Source organism: Streptomyces sp. NPDC033178 (assembly GCF_055577685.1).
The window spans coordinates 92,035-106,819 of the sequence record NZ_JBVIPT010000004.1 but is presented as its reverse complement, the minus strand read 5'-3'; the positions used below and the strand labels follow the sequence as shown (position 1 = coordinate 106,819).

Genomic DNA, 14,785 nt, shown 5'->3' with positions numbered 1-14,785 from the left:
GCAACCTCTCGTAATGAAACCGGCCCGTGGAGCGTGCCTCCGCTGAAGAGCACGCACCACGGGCCGGGGTTCTCAACTGGTTCTCGACTACTCGCCGGGGTGGGCGAGTTCGATGTCGTGGCCGTCCACGCCGCCGCCGTTCACGGTCAGCGCCGTGGCCACCGGCGGGTAGCCGGTCGCGATGACCGTGTACTCGCCGCTGTCCAGGTCGGCGAAGGCGTACGCCCCGTCGGCCCCGGTGGTGGCGGTGCCGACCACGTTGCCCGCCGCGTCGACGAGCGTGACCCGGGCGTCGCCCAGCGGTCCGCCGGGTGCCCGCACGACGCCCTGGAGCTGCGCGCCCGCGGTGAGTGCGACCTCGATCCGGGTGACCCCGGTGCCGCCGACCTCGACGGGCAGGGCCCGCGGCCGGTGCCCCGCGGCGTTCACCGCGACGGTCACGGCGCCCGGCACCAGCTCGGCGAAGGCGAACTCGCCCTGCTCACCGGTGGTCCCGGTGGCCAGCACGTCCCCGCGCACATCGGTCACGATGACCATCGCGCCCACGACCGGCTTCCCGCTCTCGGCGGCCTTCACCGTGCCGGACAGTCCGCTCGTGCCGCTCAGCAGGATGTCGTACGCGAGCGGCTCACCGTTCACGACGATCGTCGAGGCCTGCGGCTGGAACCCGTCCGCGGAGGCGATCAGCACGTACGAACCCGTGCCGGGCGCGTCCACCGCGTAGGCGCCGTCGGCCTGCGCGACCGAGCGGCCCAGCTGACGGCCCGCGAGGGAGATCAGCGTGACGGCGGCCCGGGGGACGGGCGCGCTCTCGGCACCGCGGACGTATCCGCGCACCGCGACCCCGCCCGGGCCGTTGCCGGAGGCGCCGCCGGCCCCGGCCGCCACGGTGGCGACGGCCGCGAGCCGCTGGGTGCCCTCGGGCCCGGCCTCAGTACCGGAGCCGCTACCGGTTCCGTTGCCGGTTCCGGTGTCCGCGACGGCCCAGCTCGGGACGCGCTCGTCGGCCTCGGTCGAGACGGCCTCGGCCGAGACGGCCGCAGCGCCGGCGCTCGCCGGGGCGGCCTCCGCGACGGCCGTGACATCCGGCTGCGCCTCGGCGGCCTGCGCCAGCGCACCCGACGTACGCAGCGGGACCTCCTTGATGAACAGCGTGACGAAGAAGGCGATCAGTGCCATCGCGCCCGCGATCAGGAAGACGTCCGCGATGCCGTGCCCGTACGCGCTCTCCATGACCGTGCGCAGCGGCGCGGGCAGCGCGTCCATGTCCGGGATGCTGCTGTTGCTCGAACCGCCCGCCGCGGCCGCGTACTTGGGGTCGATCCCGGTCAGACCGTCCTTGACGTAGTCGGTGATCCGGTTGGCCATCACCGCACCCAGCGCGGAGACGCCGATCGCGCCGCCGAGGGAGCGGAAGAAGGTCACCGTGGAACTGGCCGCGCCGAGGTCCTCCGGCGCCACCTGGTTCTGCGTGGACAGCACCAGGTTCTGCATCATCATGCCGATGCCGAGACCCAGCAGCGCCATGAAGACGGCCACCCGCCAGTAGTCGGTGTCGTACCGGATGGTGCCCAGCAGACCTAGCCCCGCCGTGATGAGGACACCGCCGCTGACCAGCCAGACCTTCCACCTGCCCGTCTTGGTGATGATCTGCCCGGAGACGGTGGAGGAGATGAACAGGCCACCGATCATGGGGATCGTCATGACACCCGACATGGTCGGGGACTTGTCCCGCGCCAGCTGGAAGTACTGGCTGAAGAAGACCGTGCCCGCGAACATCGCGACACCGACGAAGAGCGAGGCGACGGAGGAGAGGGCGATGGTCCGGTTGCGGAAGAGCCGCAGCGGGATGATCGGCTCCTTGGCCTTCGACTCGACGAGCACGAACAGCAGCCCCAGGGCGACGGCACCACCGACCATGGCGTACGTCTGCCACGACACCCACTCGTACTTGTCACCCGCGAAGGTGACCCAGACCAGCAGCAGCGAGACCGCGGCGGAGATGAGGAACGCGCCGCCCCAGTCGACCTTGACGTCCCGCTTCACGACGGGCAGGTGCAGGGTCTTCTGCAGCACGATCAGCGCGATGACCGCGAACGGCACACCGACGTAGAAGCACCAGCGCCAGCCGAGCCAGCTGGTGTCGGTGATGACACCGCCGAGCAGCGGGCCGCCGACGGTCGCGACTGCGAACGTGGCGCCGAGGTAGCCGGAGTACCGGCCGCGCTCGCGCGGGGAGATCATCGCCGCCATCACGATCTGCGCGAGGGCGGACAGACCGCCCACGCCGATGCCCTGCACCACGCGGCAGGCGATCAGCATGCCGGGGTTCTGCGAGAGGCCCGCGGCGGCCGATCCGAGGACGTAGATGACGAGCGCCATCTGGACGAGCGCCTTCTTGCTGTACAGGTCGGCGAGCTTGCCCCACAGGGGCGTCGCGGCGGTCATCGACAGCAGCGCGGCGGTGACGACCCAGGTGTAGGCGGACTGGCCGCCGCCCAGGTCGCCGATGATCTCGGGCAGGGCGTTGGTGACGATCGTCGACGACAGGATCGCGACGAACATGCCGAGCAGCAGTCCGGAGAGGGCCTCCATGATCTGCCGGTGCGTCATCGGAGCGCCGTCGGCGGCGCCTCCGGCGCCTCCGTGCTTGGCGTGTGAGCCCCGCACACCGGTTGGTGTGGTCGTTGCCATGGGCTTCCTTTTCTTGTGATGCGTCATACGGGTGTACGGGTTGTCTGCTCGACGAGGGGTGACGGCGGGGGCGGTGGCGGGGGTACGGCCGGTTCGGCGAGTGCGGCCGGTACGGGCCTGCAGTCGCCGAAGCTGGAGCGCAGGCGGCCGAGCAGGGTGTTGAGCTGGTCGACCTCGTCGTCCGACCAGTCCGCCAGGTAGTGGACGAGCGCGTTCATGTAGCGCTCGGAGAGATCGGCGAGCATGTCGTGCCCGGCGGGGGTGAGCCGCAGGATGCGGGAGCGTTTGTCGGCGGGGTCGGGGGACCGGTCGATCCAGCCGCGCTCCGCCACGTGCGCCACGTGCCGGCTCGTCACCGACATGTCGATGGCGAGCAGCTCCGCGAGCCGGCTCATCCGCATCTCGCCGTGCCGGTCCAGCAGGGTGAGCACCGCGGCGGAGCCCGCCGGGCACTCATGCGGGAGGACCCGGCCCAGGCCCCGCTTCACAGCACCGATGGCACTGAGTTGCCGGGCCAGCTCCTCGTACTGACGCCGAGCAGCCATCGCACCTCCCTGGTTTGTTGCTTCAGGCAACCATAAGAACGGTTGGTTGCTGCAGGCAAATGAAATGGTGGGCGGAGGCCTAAAACCTTGGCAAAGGCAAGTATTGGCGAACGTAAACTTGCAGGTGGGGTGGGTTGCGTGGGTTCGTTTTCGGCTGCGGGTGGGTGGCGGCCGGTCGCGGACAACGGGCGACCCCAGGGGGTACCCGGGTGGACGTTCACCCGAGGCGCCACCTAGAGTCCAGGCCCATGGCAAACACCCAGGGCCCCGAGGGCAACTACGACCCCGCGGGTAGCACCCAGATGTTCCGAGCTTTCGTCGACGACCCGCAGAGCACCCGCCAGCAGGCGGCCCCCGCGGGCCCCCGCATCGGCCTGATCGTCGGCGTGATCGTGGCCGTCGCGGTCGTGGCCGTCGTCGCCTGGCTCGCGCTCAAGTAGGCCTCCGCAGGTCTTGAAGCAGGCCGGGGCACCGCAAGGCGCCCCCCGCCTGCTTCTACTCGAACCGGACGGACACGTCCTGCGTCTCGACGTGCATGCCCAGCGGAACGCGCCACGCGTCGACGCACACCGTCCAGGTCTTCTCTTCCCGCGCGCCCGGAGCGATCGGCGCGGGAAGCTTCTCGGCCGACTCGACGGTCGCCCAGTCGATCCCGAGCGCCCCGATGATGTGCGTCCCGAAGATCACTGTGCCCGAACGCACCGCGGTGCCCCCGGTGTTGTGGAAACCGACGGTGACCTTCTCGCACCAGCGCTTGTCGGCGGGCTCCCGCTCGGGGTCGCCGATGTCGAGCACGGCGGGCCCGGGCTTGGAGGGGCTCGCGGGACTTTCCGCGCCGCCGCCCGGCGCTCCGGTACCGGAACTCCCGCTCGCGGCACCGGAGTCGGAGTCTGATCCGGAGCCGGAACCCGAGTCGCCCACGCCCGTCGACGGAGTCGTACGACCGCCGCCGTCGGACCCCGACGCGGAGGCCTGCCCGGACGCGGCCGAGCCGCTCCCGCCCGTGCTTGCGCCCGCACTCCCGCTTCCCGCACTGCCCGGAGACCCCGAACTGCCCTCGCTCATCGCCCCTTCGGGCGCCCCGGCGCCCTCCAGCGGCACCAACTCCACATCCCCGGTGGGCGCCACCGCCTCGCCGGACGACACGGGGCGTGGCACGGCGACGTAACCCTCGCTGCCGCCGCCGGTCCCGCAGGCGGCGAGGACCGTCCCCAGGCAGACGACAGCCGCCGAGGCACCCCCAAGGGCACCTCGGCGACCGCGAATCGACTCGTGACCCATCCGTCGGCGCATCACGCCAGTGTGGCTGACGGGTCGTCAATTATGAACCCTCGGTGGGGATCCCGGTCGGGAACCTCTCGGCCCGGCCCCGGTCGGAGACCCTTCCGTCCGGCCTCAGTCGGAGATCAGACCTTCCCGCAGCTGCGACAGCGTGCGCGTGAGCAGCCGGGAGACGTGCATCTGCGAGATGCCGACCTCCTCGCCGATCTGCGACTGGGTCATGTTGGCGAAGAAGCGCAGCATGATGATCCGCCGCTCGCGGGGCGGGAGTTTGGCGAGCAGGGGCTTCAGGGACTCGCGGTACTCGACGCCCTCCAGCGCCGTGTCCTCGTAGCCGAGGCGGTCCGCGAGGGAACCCTCGCCGCCGTCGTCCTCGGGGGCCGGCGAGTCGAGCGACGACGCCGTGTACGCGTTGCCGACCGCGAGGCCGTCGACCACGTCCTCCTCGGACACGCCGAGGACGGTGGCGAGTTCGGCCACGGTCGGCGAGCGGTCCAGCTTCTGGGAGAGCTCGTCACTGGCCTTGGTGAGGGCCAGCCGCAGCTCCTGGAGGCGGCGCGGCACCCGCACCGACCACGAGGTGTCCCGGAAGAACCGCTTGATCTCGCCCACGACCGTCGGCATCGCGAACGTCGGGAACTCGACCCCGCGTTCGCAGTCGAAGCGGTCGATCGCCTTGATCAGGCCGATCGTGCCGACCTGGACGATGTCCTCCATCGGCTCGTTGCGCGACCGGAAACGCGCGGCGGCGTAACGCACCAGCGGGAGGTTGAGCTCGATGAGCGTGTCCCGTACGTAGGCACGCTCGGGGCTGTTCTCGTCGAGTGCGGCGAGCCGCAGGAACAGGGAGCGGGACAGGGTGCGGGTGTCGATGGCTTCCGAGGTCGGGGGAAAGGCCGGGGCTTCCACGGCCGGGACGGCCGGAACATCGGCAACGACACTGTGAAGCGCGTCGGGCGCGGGTTCGCTCTTCGTGAGCGTGAGCACCTTCGAGCTGCCCTGGTCTGCGGACATGCCACCCCCTTTGGGTCGCGGACGGTCGCGGCGGACGCTCCCGTCGAAGGAACGCAGCCTCCACCTGAATACCGGAGGTGGGGCTGCGGCAAACGCGTCAGCGGAAGAATGTCACATGTCGGCAACACGCTGTAGTGACATGTCGACACAGGAGGGGTGAATAGGCCCTGGAAAAGGGGGGGTCTGGCGGTTTTTCAACGCAGAAATGTCGCGAAAAGGCCTTGGGGGCGATTCGCTCCTGAGGGTTACGCCTCGATCCTGTTTGCGGATCGCAGTCTGGCGAAGCTGCGGGCGAGCAGCCTTGACACATGCATCTGCGAAACGCCCAGTTCGGCACTGATCTGTGACTGCGTCAGATTGCTGTAGTAGCGCAGAAGAAGGATCCGCTGCTCCCGCTCGGGGAGCTGGACGAGGAGGTGCCGTACGAGGTCGCGGTGTTCGACGCCGTCGAGTGCGGGGTCCTCGTAGCCGAGGCGGTCGAGGAGCCCGGGCAGGCCGTCGCCCTCCTGGGCGGCCTCCAGTGAGGTCGCGTGGTACGAACGTCCGGCCTCGATACAGGCCAGGACCTCGTCCTCGGTGATCCGTAGCCGCTCGGCGATCTCGCCGGTCGTGGGCGTGCGCCCGAAGGCCGTCGTGAGGTCCTCGGTCGCGCTGTTCACCTGGACCCACAGCTCGTGCAGCCGGCGCGGTACGTGGACCGTGCGGACGTTGTCGCGGAAGTACCGCTTGATCTCGCCGACCACGGTGGGCATGGCGAAGGTCGGGAACTGCACGCCCCGGTCGGGGTCGAAGCGGTCGATGGCGTTGATCAGGCCGATCGTGCCGACCTGGACGACGTCCTCCATGGGCTCGTTGCGCGACCGGAACCGGGCGGCGGCGTACCGCACCAGCGGGAGGTTCGCCTCGATCAGCGCGGCCCGCACCCGGCCGTGTTCGGGGCTGCCCGGCTCAAGGTTCTTGAGTTCGCCGAACAGTACCTGGGTGAGGGCCCGGGTGTCGGCCCCGCGGCGGCGTTGCGGGCCTTCCTCCGGAGTGTCGGGAAGGCGCTCCTGGGCTGGGGCCGAGGGTGGAGCCGGGGGCTCATGGGGCGGTGCTTGAGGCGCAGTACTGGCCGGCACGGTCAACTCCACCTCTGGGTCGGTCAACATCCGTCAACTCATCCGTCAAAAGCGGTCATAGCATCACAAGACATGTGCACTGTGTGCAAGCACCGCATAACTCCGTGTTGAGCGTCAGTTGGGGCCCGGGGAGGGTTCCTGGCGGGTTCCGAGCGGGGCAGGAGACGCGAAACGGCCCCCCGCCGTTCAGGCGAGGGGCCGGGGGCGTGCGCCGGGCGCGCCTCAGAACTCGTAGTCGGCGATCACCCACGTGGCGAACTCCCGCCACAGTGCGACGCCCGCCTGGTGCGCGGGGTGCTCGATGTACCGCTTGAGCGCGTCCGTGTCCTCCACCGCCGAGTTGATCGCGAAGTCGTACGCGATAGGCCGGTCGGTGATGTTCCACTCGCACTCCCAGAACTTCAGTTCGGGGATCTGTCCGCCGAGAGCGCGGAAGGCGGCGACGCCCTCGACGACGCGCGGGTCGTCGCGCTCCACACCCTCGTTGAGCTTGAAGAGGACCAGATGGCGGATCACGGGGACTCCTAGTTCTTGGCCCCGTCGGCGATCCACGTCATGAAGTCCCCGACGGCCTGAGCGGCGTTCGAAATGCCCTCGAACCCTATCTGGACGTAGTCGGCGGCCTTGGCTGGGTCGGTGATGATCACGTACAGCGCGAACACGATGAGCACGTAGACGGCGATCTTCTTCGAATTCACCGCCATCGCGGCCTCCCCGTGTGCCTGCTGCCTGCTGTCTTGTCGGCTGCGCCTGTTGGGACCCCTGTTGCCGGCGGTGAGTGTAACCCGGGCAGTTGATATGACGATCTTTCATGTCGTGCCGAGTTGTTGTGCCGAGTGTCGTGCCGAGTTCGGAACGCACGAAGGGCCCCGTCTTTCGACGGGGCCCTTCAGAAGCGGTAGCGGAGGGATTTGAACCCTCGGTGACTTGCGCCACACTCGCTTTCGAGGCGAGCTCCTTCGGCCGCTCGGACACGCTACCGAGAGAGATCCTAGCCCACGTTGGGCCGTGCTCCGAAATCGGTATTTGGCCCCCGACCGGGCAGCTGCGTCGGCGGCCGGATCAGCGGTCGCGGAAGAAGTCGGTGAGCAGCCGGGCGCACTCCTCGTCCAGTACGCCGGCGATCACTTCGGGCCGGTGGTTGAGCCGCCGGTCGCGTACGACGTCCCAGAGGGAGCCGGCCGCGCCCGCCTTCTCGTCGCGGGCGCCGTAGACCACGCGGTCCACGCGGGACTGCACGATCGCGCCCGCGCACATCGTGCAGGGTTCGAGGGTCACGACGAGCGTGCAGCCGGTGAGCCGCCATTCCCCGAGCTCCGCGGCGGCCCGGCGGATCGCGAGCACCTCGGCGTGGGCGGTCGGATCGCCGGTCGCCTCACGTTCGTTGTGGCCGGTGGCGAGGACCGTCGTGCCGTCCGGGGACAGCACGACGGCGCCGACGGGGACGTCCCCGCCCCGGACGGCCGACCGGGCCTCGTCCAGGGCGAGCCGCATCGCCGCCCGCCAGCGGTCGCGTACGGGGTCCTGTTCCTCCTGAGCGCTCGGGGGAGTCAGCGGACGGTCTCCAGGACCTCCGCCGCGCCGAGCACCTCGGCGATCTCACCGAGCGCGTCGGTGCTGTCCAGGGCCAGCAGCTCCTTCTCGTTCACGCCGAGGTCCGTGAGGACCTCGCGGTCTCCGATGGGTCCGGACGGCACGGTCTCACCCTTGGCGGTGACGCCGACGTCGTCCTCATCGTCGTCGTCGGCCTCGTTCTCGGGTTCACCGTCCTCCGTACCGTCGAGGTCGAGGGAGTCCAGGTCGGCGACATCGTCGTCGCCGGGATCCCTTCCGAGCAGTTCGTCGGTGAGGAGGATCTCGCCGTACGAACTGCGGGCAGCGGCCGCTGCGTCCGAGACGTAGATACGAGGGTCCTCCTCGCCGTCCACACGGACGACTCCGAACCACGCGTCCTCCTGCTCGATGTAGACGAGCACCGTGTCGTCGTCGACCGAGGCTTCGCGGGCCAGGTCGGTCAGATCCGACAGGGTCTCCACATCGTCGAGCTCTGTGTCGCTCGCTTCCCACCCGTCTTCGGTGCGCGCGAGCAGTGCGGCGAAGTACACCGTGACTCTCCCACTGGTCATAGGCGTGCCGGTTGGGGGTCCCCCCGGCGGAGGCTGTGGGCGGGGAACTCGTGCGCCGAGCCCCGCCCACTCGGAATCGTGGCAGAAACGGAGCGTTCAGGAGAGGTCTTCGGCTCGCTGTGTCCCGGTCGCGTCTCAGCGTCCGTTCCCGTGTCGCGTGCGTCACGCCGCCGTACGGCCTCACCTGGGCGCCCAGCACCCACCGACAGCGGGATCGTACGCCGACACGACCTCCGCCTCGTACGCGGCTGCCCGAGTGATCGTCGGGCGGGTCGCCCGGTGCGGGTCCCGCGGGCGGGCGGCCTGCCCGCGCCGCGGCGGGACCTGCGCCGGGCGTGGCCACCAGTGGCCCACCGGCGCCCTACCAGCGGAATGTGCGCATGCGCATGGCGTGGCGCAGCCGGGCCGTCTTGGCCCGGCGGGGCTGCACCCGGTCGCGCAGCTCGCGCGCCTCCGTGAGCTCCCGCAGGAACTGGGCGCGGCGCCTTCGTCGCGCGGCCTCGCTCACCGGGTCCTCACGGCTCCGCTGCTCCGGGTCGGACATGGGCAACACCCCCAGTCGGTCCTTCCCACTTTCCCTCCGACGGGCGGTTTGATGCCAGCTGAGGTTTGGAGGTGGTTCGAAGGCGGGGCGAGGTATCGGACGAGTCGGTGGAGGGCGAGGGGCGGGCGGCGGGCGCCCGGATACCCTTGTGGGCATGCGTCTCCACGTCGTCGACCACCCTCTGGTCGCTCACAAGCTCACCACGCTGCGCGACCGCCGCACCGATTCCCCGACCTTCCGGCGGCTCGCCGACGAGCTGGTCACCCTGCTCGCCTACGAGGCCACCCGGGACGTGCGCACCGAGCAGGTCGACATCGTGACCCCGGTGTCCCCGACCACGGGCGTCAAGCTGTCCCACCCGCGCCCCCTCGTCGTACCGATCCTGCGGGCCGGCCTCGGCATGCTCGACGGCATGGTGCGGCTGCTGCCGACCGCCGAGGTGGGCTTCCTTGGCATGATCCGCGACGAGGAGACGCTCCAGGCGTCCACGTACGCGACCCGGATGCCGGAGGACCTCTCCGGCCGCCAGGTGTACGTCCTCGACCCGATGCTCGCCACCGGCGGCACGCTCGTCGCGGCGATCCAGGAGCTCATGAAGCGCGGTGCCGACGATGTGACCGCCGTGGTCCTCCTCGCCGCCCCCGAGGGTGTCGAGGTCATGGAGCGCGAGCTGGCCGGCACGCCCGTCACGGTCGTGACCGCGTCGGTCGACGAGCGCCTGAACGAGCACGGCTACATCGTCCCGGGTCTGGGGGACGCGGGGGACCGGATGTACGGCGCGGCCGAGTAGCGGGCCCGCGCTCATGCAGGGCGCGGGCCCGTACGGGACTTGCTAGCAGCTCTTCTTCGTCGCCGAGGGCGTCGGTGCGGGCCTGGCCAACGTGGTCAGGGCCTTGTCGGCGTCCTCTTTCTTCGTCAGGGACTTGAAGGCCGTGCCGAGGATGAGGTCGACCTCCGCGGGCTTCGCGCGGGTGTCGGTCTTCAGCTCGGCGCCGGTGAGCTGTGTCGCGAGGACGGGGAGCGCGGCGTCGGAGGCTGCCTTGGCACCGAGGACTATCCCGGCGCCCTTGACCTTCTTGTCGTACGTCTTCGTCGCGTTGCCGACGTCGCCGATCTTGAAGCCGCGTTTCTTCAGCTCGTCGGCGGTGTCCTTGGCGAGGCCGCCGCGGGGGGTGGCGTTGAGGACGTTCACGGTGATCTGGCCGGGCTTGGGGAGGGCTTTGACCGGGCTTGCGGAGGGCGTGGGGGATGCCGTGCAGTCGGCGGCCGGACCTGCCGCGGAAGCCTCGTCGCCGCCGCCTGTGAAGACGTCGATGAGCTGCAGCGTTCCCCAGCCGATCAGCCCGAGCGCGGCGACGGAGGCGACGACCGCGAGCGCGATTCTGCGGCGCCCTCGGTTTCTGCGCATCCGCGGGTACTTGTCCCCCGTGATCTTGTACTGGCCGCCCATGCCAGGGGGAGTCAGCATGCTCATGGGCGCAGCGTAGTGCGCCTGGGCGGCGATGCCTACTAGATGATCATTGACCGGGGGTCAGTCCAACCCGAAAGGGCCAATACGGTGCGCGGGGGGCGGGGTTTTGGGGTGCGGGCCGACCGTGGCTGGGTGCGCAGTTCCCCGCGCCCCTGGGTGGGTGGAGGTGCGGTGGATTGCGACGTGCGGGTCGGTCGTCGCTGGGTGCGCAGTTCCCCGCGCCCCCAAGAAAAGCAGGGGCGCTGGGCTGGACCGGGCCCCGAGAGTCCGCTCAGTCCAGTTCCAGGACTCGGGCGTGGAGGACCTGGCGTTGCTGGAGGGCGGCTCGGACGGCGCGGTGCAGGCCGTCTTCGAGGTAGAGGTCGCCCTGCCATTTCACGACGTGCGCGAAGAGGTCGCCGTAGAACGTGGAGTCCTCGGCGAGCAGGGTTTCCAGGTCGAGCTGGCCCTTGGTCGTCACCAGTTGGTCGAGGCGGACCGGGCGTGGCGCGACGTCCGCCCACTGCCGGGTGCTTTCCCGGCCGTGGTCGGGGTACGGCCGGCCGTTTCCGATGCGCTTGAAGATCACACGGAAAGCCTACCGGTCAAGAGCTTCCGGGCGCAGCCATGGTGGCGGAGTGCGACGCTGGAAATGACGCCGTAAATCGGGGCAAACCGGTAATTCTCCTAGATCACCCTTTCAAGATCGGTTCGAATGCGGGCCGAGGACAGCCTTGGGCAAACCGGGAACAGGGGTCTGAAATGACTGACAGCGAAGCGCCGCCGGCAAAGGCACCCGAAGGCGTGAGCGGTGCTCCCGCGCTTCCGCGGCCGGTCCTCGAAATCGCCTCCGGGTACGCCTTCACGGGCCCCGCGCTCGATCTGGGCGCCCTGCTGTGGGACGGGCGGTGCCTGCCGGACGTACAGATCCGGATCCCGCTGCCGATGCTCAACCGGCACGGGCTGGTCGCCGGGGCCACCGGTACCGGCAAGACGAAGACCCTGCAGCTCGTCGCCGAGCAGCTGTCCGCGCAGGGCGTGCCGGTGTTCCTCGCCGATGTGAAGGGTGACGTCTCCGGGATCTCGGCGCCGGGGCAGGAGAACGACAAGGTGCGGGCGCGGGCCGGGGAGGTCCGGCAGGAGTGGACGCCGGCCGGGTTCCCGTGCGAGTTCTACGCCCTCGGAGGCATGGGGCACGGCATCCCCGTACGCGCGACGATCACCAGCTTCGGACCGGTCCTGCTGTCCAAGGTGCTCCAGCTCAACCAGACCCAGGAGCAGTCGCTCGGCCTGATCTTCCACTACGCCGACCAGAAGGGCCTGGAGCTGGTCGACCTGAAGGATCTGCGGGCCGTGGTGACCTTCCTGACCTCGGACGAGGGGAAGTCCGAGCTCAAGGGCATCGGCGGGCTCTCCACGGCCACGGCCGGGGTGATCCTGCGCTCGCTGACGGCGTTCGAGGCGCAGGGGATGAGCCCGTTCTTCGGGGAGCCGGAGTTCGACACGAGCGAGCTGTCGCGCGTGGCGGGGGACGGGCGGGGCACGGTCTCCGTTCTGGAGCTGCCCGCCGTGCAGGACAAGCCGCAGCTCTTCTCCACGTTCCTGATGTGGCTGCTGGCCGACCTCTTCCACGACCTGCCGGAGGTCGGTGACGTGGACAAGCCCAAGCTCGTCTTCTTCTTCGACGAGGCGCACCTGCTCTTCAACGACGCGTCGAAGGCCTTCCTGGACGCCATCACCCAGACCGTCCGGCTGATTCGCTCGAAAGGGGTCGGCGTCTTCTTCGTCACGCAGACGCCCAAGGACGTGCCCGGGGATGTCCTCGCCCAGCTCGGCAACCGGGTGCAGCACGCGCTGCGCGCCTTCACGCCCGACGACCAGAAGGCCCTCAAGGCCACGGTGAAGACCTTCCCCAACTCCCCGTACGACCTGGAGGAGGTCCTCACCGCGCTCGGGACCGGCGAGGCCGTGGTCACCGTCCTCAGCGAGAAGGGCGCGCCGACGCCGGTCGCGGCGACACGGCTGCGGGCGCCGGAGTCCCTGATGGCTCCCGTCGAGCCGGCCGCCCTCGACCGGGCGGTCCAGGCGTCGCCGCTGTACGGGCGTTACGCGGAGGCGGTCGACCGGGAGTCGGCGTACGAGAAGCTGACGGCGAAGGAGGCGGAGGCCGCGGTCTCCTCGGCTTCCTCGACTCCTGCTCCGTCTGCTTCTTCGGGTACTTCGGCTCCTTCGGCTCCTTCGGGTTCCAAGCCCTCCTCGGAGCCGGCGTCGTCCCGGGGCCGTGGGCGGAAGGGTGACGACCAGGACTCCTCCGTCGTCGAGCAGGTCGTCGGCAGCGGGGTCTTCAAATCCCTGGCCCGCAGCCTGGGCACGCAGATCGGCCGTGAGATCACCCGGTCGGTCTTCGGAACGGCCCGGCGCAGGCGGTAGCGGGCGCCGAGGGCCCGGGGAGGCGGAGGCGGTACACGTCCGCCTCCCCGGGCGGGTGGCTCAGTCGCGCTCGTGGTCCTTCCGCGGGGACTGCTGCTCCGGAGCGGGTGCCGGGGTGACCTGGCGGGTGTCACGCGGCGGCGTCGGCTTCGGGGCGTTGCGGAGGGATTCGGCGCGTACGAGCGCACGCAGGATCGCGTACGGGTCCTTCGACATGAGGGGTCCTCTCGTGCTGCTGGGGGGGAGGGGGAGCGGTCCGGAGCGGGACCGTCAGCAGCGGAGGACCATGCAGCGCTGGGCGCGCGGGGTGGGGGCGTACGGAGGTACGGGGTGGGCGCGTGGCCTCGGGCGCGGGTGTGCGGGGGCCGGGGGTCGTGCGGGGAGCCGGCGTGCGAGGCGGCGGTGGCTCTGGCGGGCCGGTGGGCGCAGGGCGGTGTCGAGGAGGTCGTGGGGGTGTTCGAGACCGGACTCGGTGGAGACCGCGGGCGGTGGTGCGGTGCGGGTTCCGGTGTGGGCGCCCACGGCACTCACCGTGCACGTCGCGCACAGCACGGCCGCGAGCGCCATGAGGAACCGTGGCCAGGTGGGCCGACGGTTCCGGCGCTCGCGCCGCGGGGCGAACCGGTCGGGGGTCATCAGTGGTCATGTCCCCGGTACGGGTGGGTGGTTCATCGGCCGCGTCCCGAGAACCGCCCTCTTGGCGTACGAGGTCGCCTGCGGCGGGCTGATCTGTTCGGGTGCGGGCCCGCACGATCCCCCGAAGCCCCAGGACCCCAGCCCCTCAAAACGCCCGCGCAGCGAACCGCTTGCGCAGTTGCACCGCCGTGATGGTCTCCGTGATGCCGAGGGCGAGGAGCCAGCAGCCGCCGACCACCGTGAGGACGGCGATCGACTCGAAGGGGGAGACGATCAGGACGACACCGGCGACGAAGCTGAGGACGCCGAGGAGGACCTGCCAGCCGCGGGCGGGGACGGACGGGTCGGACACGGCGGCCAGGGTCTGTGTCACGCCCCGGAACAGCCAGCCGATGCCGATCCACAGCGCGAGCAGCAGGATCGACTGCATCGCCCCGCGGAAGCAGAACAGGCCGAGCAGGATCGACAGGGCGCCGCTGATGAAGGCCATGACCCGCAGAGCGGTCGCCGCGTGCGTGCCGAAGGCGGAGACCAGTTGGAGTACGCCGCTGAAGAGCAGGTAGAGCCCGAAGAGCACCCCCGCCGCGAACAGCGTCGCCTCGGGCCACACCAGGATCATGACGCCGAGCGCCAGTGTCGCGACCCCGGCGGCCAGTACGGCCTGCCAGGCGGTGCGCGTGAGGAGGAAGAGAGGATTCTCAGGTCCTCCGGGGCGGCCAAGCCCTCCGGGACCGCCGGGTCCACCGGGTCCTCCGGGACCGTCGGAGCCACCGGGTCCACCGGGTCCACCGAGCCCTCCGGGTCCTCCGGGTCCGCCGGGCCTCTCCGGCCGGTGCGGGTCGCGGGCCGCGTGGACCCGCCGGTCGTCGTCCGACCCCCAGGGCGCTCCGCTCGGTACCTCGGCCATGCTCCATGCTCGGACCGGCGTCCGGCACCCCGCCACCCGG

Annotated in this window: 18 protein-coding genes and 1 tRNA gene; 3 read left to right on the top strand and 16 right to left on the bottom strand. The window is 70.4% G+C overall.

Annotated elements, in window-relative coordinates; translation table 11 throughout:
- Positions 1–87: 87 nt before the first annotated feature.
- Positions 88–2,613, bottom strand: a complete 2,526-nt coding sequence (locus tag ACZ5VQ_RS11165) for an MFS transporter (RefSeq protein WP_469105003.1) — start codon at positions 2,611–2,613, stop codon at positions 88–90.
- A gap of 104 nt (positions 2,614–2,717) precedes the next feature.
- Positions 2,718–3,239 (bottom strand): MarR family winged helix-turn-helix transcriptional regulator, encoded by a 522-nt coding sequence (locus tag ACZ5VQ_RS11160; RefSeq protein ID WP_469104662.1) that lies wholly within the window; start codon positions 3,237–3,239, stop codon positions 2,718–2,720.
- A gap of 248 nt (positions 3,240–3,487) precedes the next feature.
- Between ACZ5VQ_RS11160 and ACZ5VQ_RS11155 the strand changes: the two genes are divergently transcribed.
- Positions 3,488–3,679 carry a hypothetical protein gene (locus ACZ5VQ_RS11155; RefSeq protein WP_055618259.1) on the top strand — a complete coding sequence of 64 codons (192 nt, stop codon included), beginning with the start codon at positions 3,488–3,490 and terminating at the stop codon, positions 3,677–3,679.
- A 55-nt stretch (positions 3,680–3,734) separates the two neighbouring features.
- Here the strand turns inward: ACZ5VQ_RS11155 and ACZ5VQ_RS11150 are convergent, their stop codons facing one another.
- The 9 genes from ACZ5VQ_RS11150 to ACZ5VQ_RS11110 form a co-directional block, all read right to left on the bottom strand.
- Positions 3,735–4,532: a hypothetical protein gene (locus ACZ5VQ_RS11150; RefSeq protein WP_469104661.1), complete on the bottom strand. Its 798-nt coding sequence runs from the start codon at positions 4,530–4,532 to the stop codon at positions 3,735–3,737.
- Between the two features lie 102 nt (positions 4,533–4,634).
- Positions 4,635–5,534 (bottom strand): RNA polymerase sigma factor SigF, encoded by a 900-nt coding sequence (locus ACZ5VQ_RS11145; RefSeq protein ID WP_055618261.1) that lies wholly within the window; start codon positions 5,532–5,534, stop codon positions 4,635–4,637.
- Positions 5,535–5,779: 245 nt separating this feature from the next.
- The gene (locus ACZ5VQ_RS11140; protein ID WP_200396884.1) at positions 5,780–6,682 is read right to left on the bottom strand and encodes an RNA polymerase sigma factor SigF; all 903 of its coding nucleotides are present in this window, start codon (positions 6,680–6,682) and stop codon (positions 5,780–5,782) included.
- A 192-nt stretch (positions 6,683–6,874) separates the two neighbouring features.
- Positions 6,875–7,168, bottom strand: coding sequence for a Dabb family protein (locus ACZ5VQ_RS11135; protein WP_055618263.1), 294 nt, complete (start codon positions 7,166–7,168; stop codon positions 6,875–6,877).
- An 8-nt stretch (positions 7,169–7,176) separates the two neighbouring features.
- On the bottom strand, positions 7,177–7,356 hold the full coding sequence (locus tag ACZ5VQ_RS11130) for a hypothetical protein (RefSeq protein ID WP_055618264.1): 180 nt from the start codon (positions 7,354–7,356) through the stop codon (positions 7,177–7,179).
- A gap of 192 nt (positions 7,357–7,548) precedes the next feature.
- Positions 7,549–7,633, bottom strand: a tRNA-Ser gene (locus ACZ5VQ_RS11125).
- An 81-nt stretch (positions 7,634–7,714) separates the two neighbouring features.
- Positions 7,715–8,146, bottom strand: coding sequence for a tRNA adenosine(34) deaminase TadA (tadA, locus tag ACZ5VQ_RS11120; RefSeq protein ID WP_469104660.1), 432 nt, complete (start codon positions 8,144–8,146; stop codon positions 7,715–7,717).
- A 56-nt stretch (positions 8,147–8,202) separates the two neighbouring features.
- Positions 8,203–8,757, bottom strand: coding sequence for a tRNA adenosine deaminase-associated protein (locus tag ACZ5VQ_RS11115; RefSeq protein ID WP_469105002.1), 555 nt, complete (start codon positions 8,755–8,757; stop codon positions 8,203–8,205).
- Positions 8,758–9,139: 382 nt separating this feature from the next.
- A complete protein-coding gene (locus ACZ5VQ_RS11110) occupies positions 9,140–9,322 on the bottom strand; it encodes a hypothetical protein (RefSeq protein WP_469104659.1) in 183 nt (60 codons plus the stop codon).
- Between the two features lie 154 nt (positions 9,323–9,476).
- Here ACZ5VQ_RS11110 and upp point away from each other — a divergent pair, with 154 nt between their 5' ends.
- Entirely contained in the window at positions 9,477–10,112 is a 636-nt protein-coding gene (gene upp, locus ACZ5VQ_RS11105) for a uracil phosphoribosyltransferase (RefSeq protein WP_469104658.1), read from the top strand.
- Between the two features lie 42 nt (positions 10,113–10,154).
- Here upp and ACZ5VQ_RS11100 read toward each other — a convergent pair whose 3' ends face one another.
- Complete coding sequence (locus ACZ5VQ_RS11100; RefSeq protein ID WP_362071910.1) at positions 10,155–10,772, bottom strand: LytR C-terminal domain-containing protein; 618 nt, start codon at positions 10,770–10,772, stop codon at positions 10,155–10,157.
- A 292-nt stretch (positions 10,773–11,064) separates the two neighbouring features.
- Positions 11,065–11,361 (bottom strand): type II toxin-antitoxin system VapB family antitoxin, encoded by a 297-nt coding sequence (locus ACZ5VQ_RS11095; RefSeq protein WP_003999914.1) that lies wholly within the window; start codon positions 11,359–11,361, stop codon positions 11,065–11,067.
- Between the two features lie 173 nt (positions 11,362–11,534).
- Here ACZ5VQ_RS11095 and ACZ5VQ_RS11090 point away from each other — a divergent pair, with 173 nt between their 5' ends.
- A complete protein-coding gene (locus ACZ5VQ_RS11090; protein WP_469104657.1) occupies positions 11,535–13,202 on the top strand; it encodes a helicase HerA-like domain-containing protein in 1,668 nt (555 codons plus the stop codon).
- Positions 13,203–13,262: 60 nt separating this feature from the next.
- On the opposite strand, the gene ACZ5VQ_RS11085 is transcribed toward ACZ5VQ_RS11090, so the two are convergent.
- The 3 genes from ACZ5VQ_RS11085 to ACZ5VQ_RS11075 all read right to left on the bottom strand — a co-directional run bounded on the left by ACZ5VQ_RS11085 (position 13,263) and on the right by ACZ5VQ_RS11075 (position 14,745).
- Positions 13,263–13,418 carry a hypothetical protein gene (locus ACZ5VQ_RS11085; RefSeq protein ID WP_362071129.1) on the bottom strand — a complete coding sequence of 52 codons (156 nt, stop codon included), beginning with the start codon at positions 13,416–13,418 and terminating at the stop codon, positions 13,263–13,265.
- A 54-nt stretch (positions 13,419–13,472) separates the two neighbouring features.
- On the bottom strand, positions 13,473–13,838 hold the full coding sequence (locus tag ACZ5VQ_RS11080; protein WP_469104656.1) for a hypothetical protein: 366 nt from the start codon (positions 13,836–13,838) through the stop codon (positions 13,473–13,475).
- 145 nt (positions 13,839–13,983) lie between these two features.
- Positions 13,984–14,745: an HdeD family acid-resistance protein gene (locus tag ACZ5VQ_RS11075; protein ID WP_469104655.1), complete on the bottom strand. Its 762-nt coding sequence runs from the start codon at positions 14,743–14,745 to the stop codon at positions 13,984–13,986.
- Positions 14,746–14,785 lie beyond the last annotated feature (40 nt).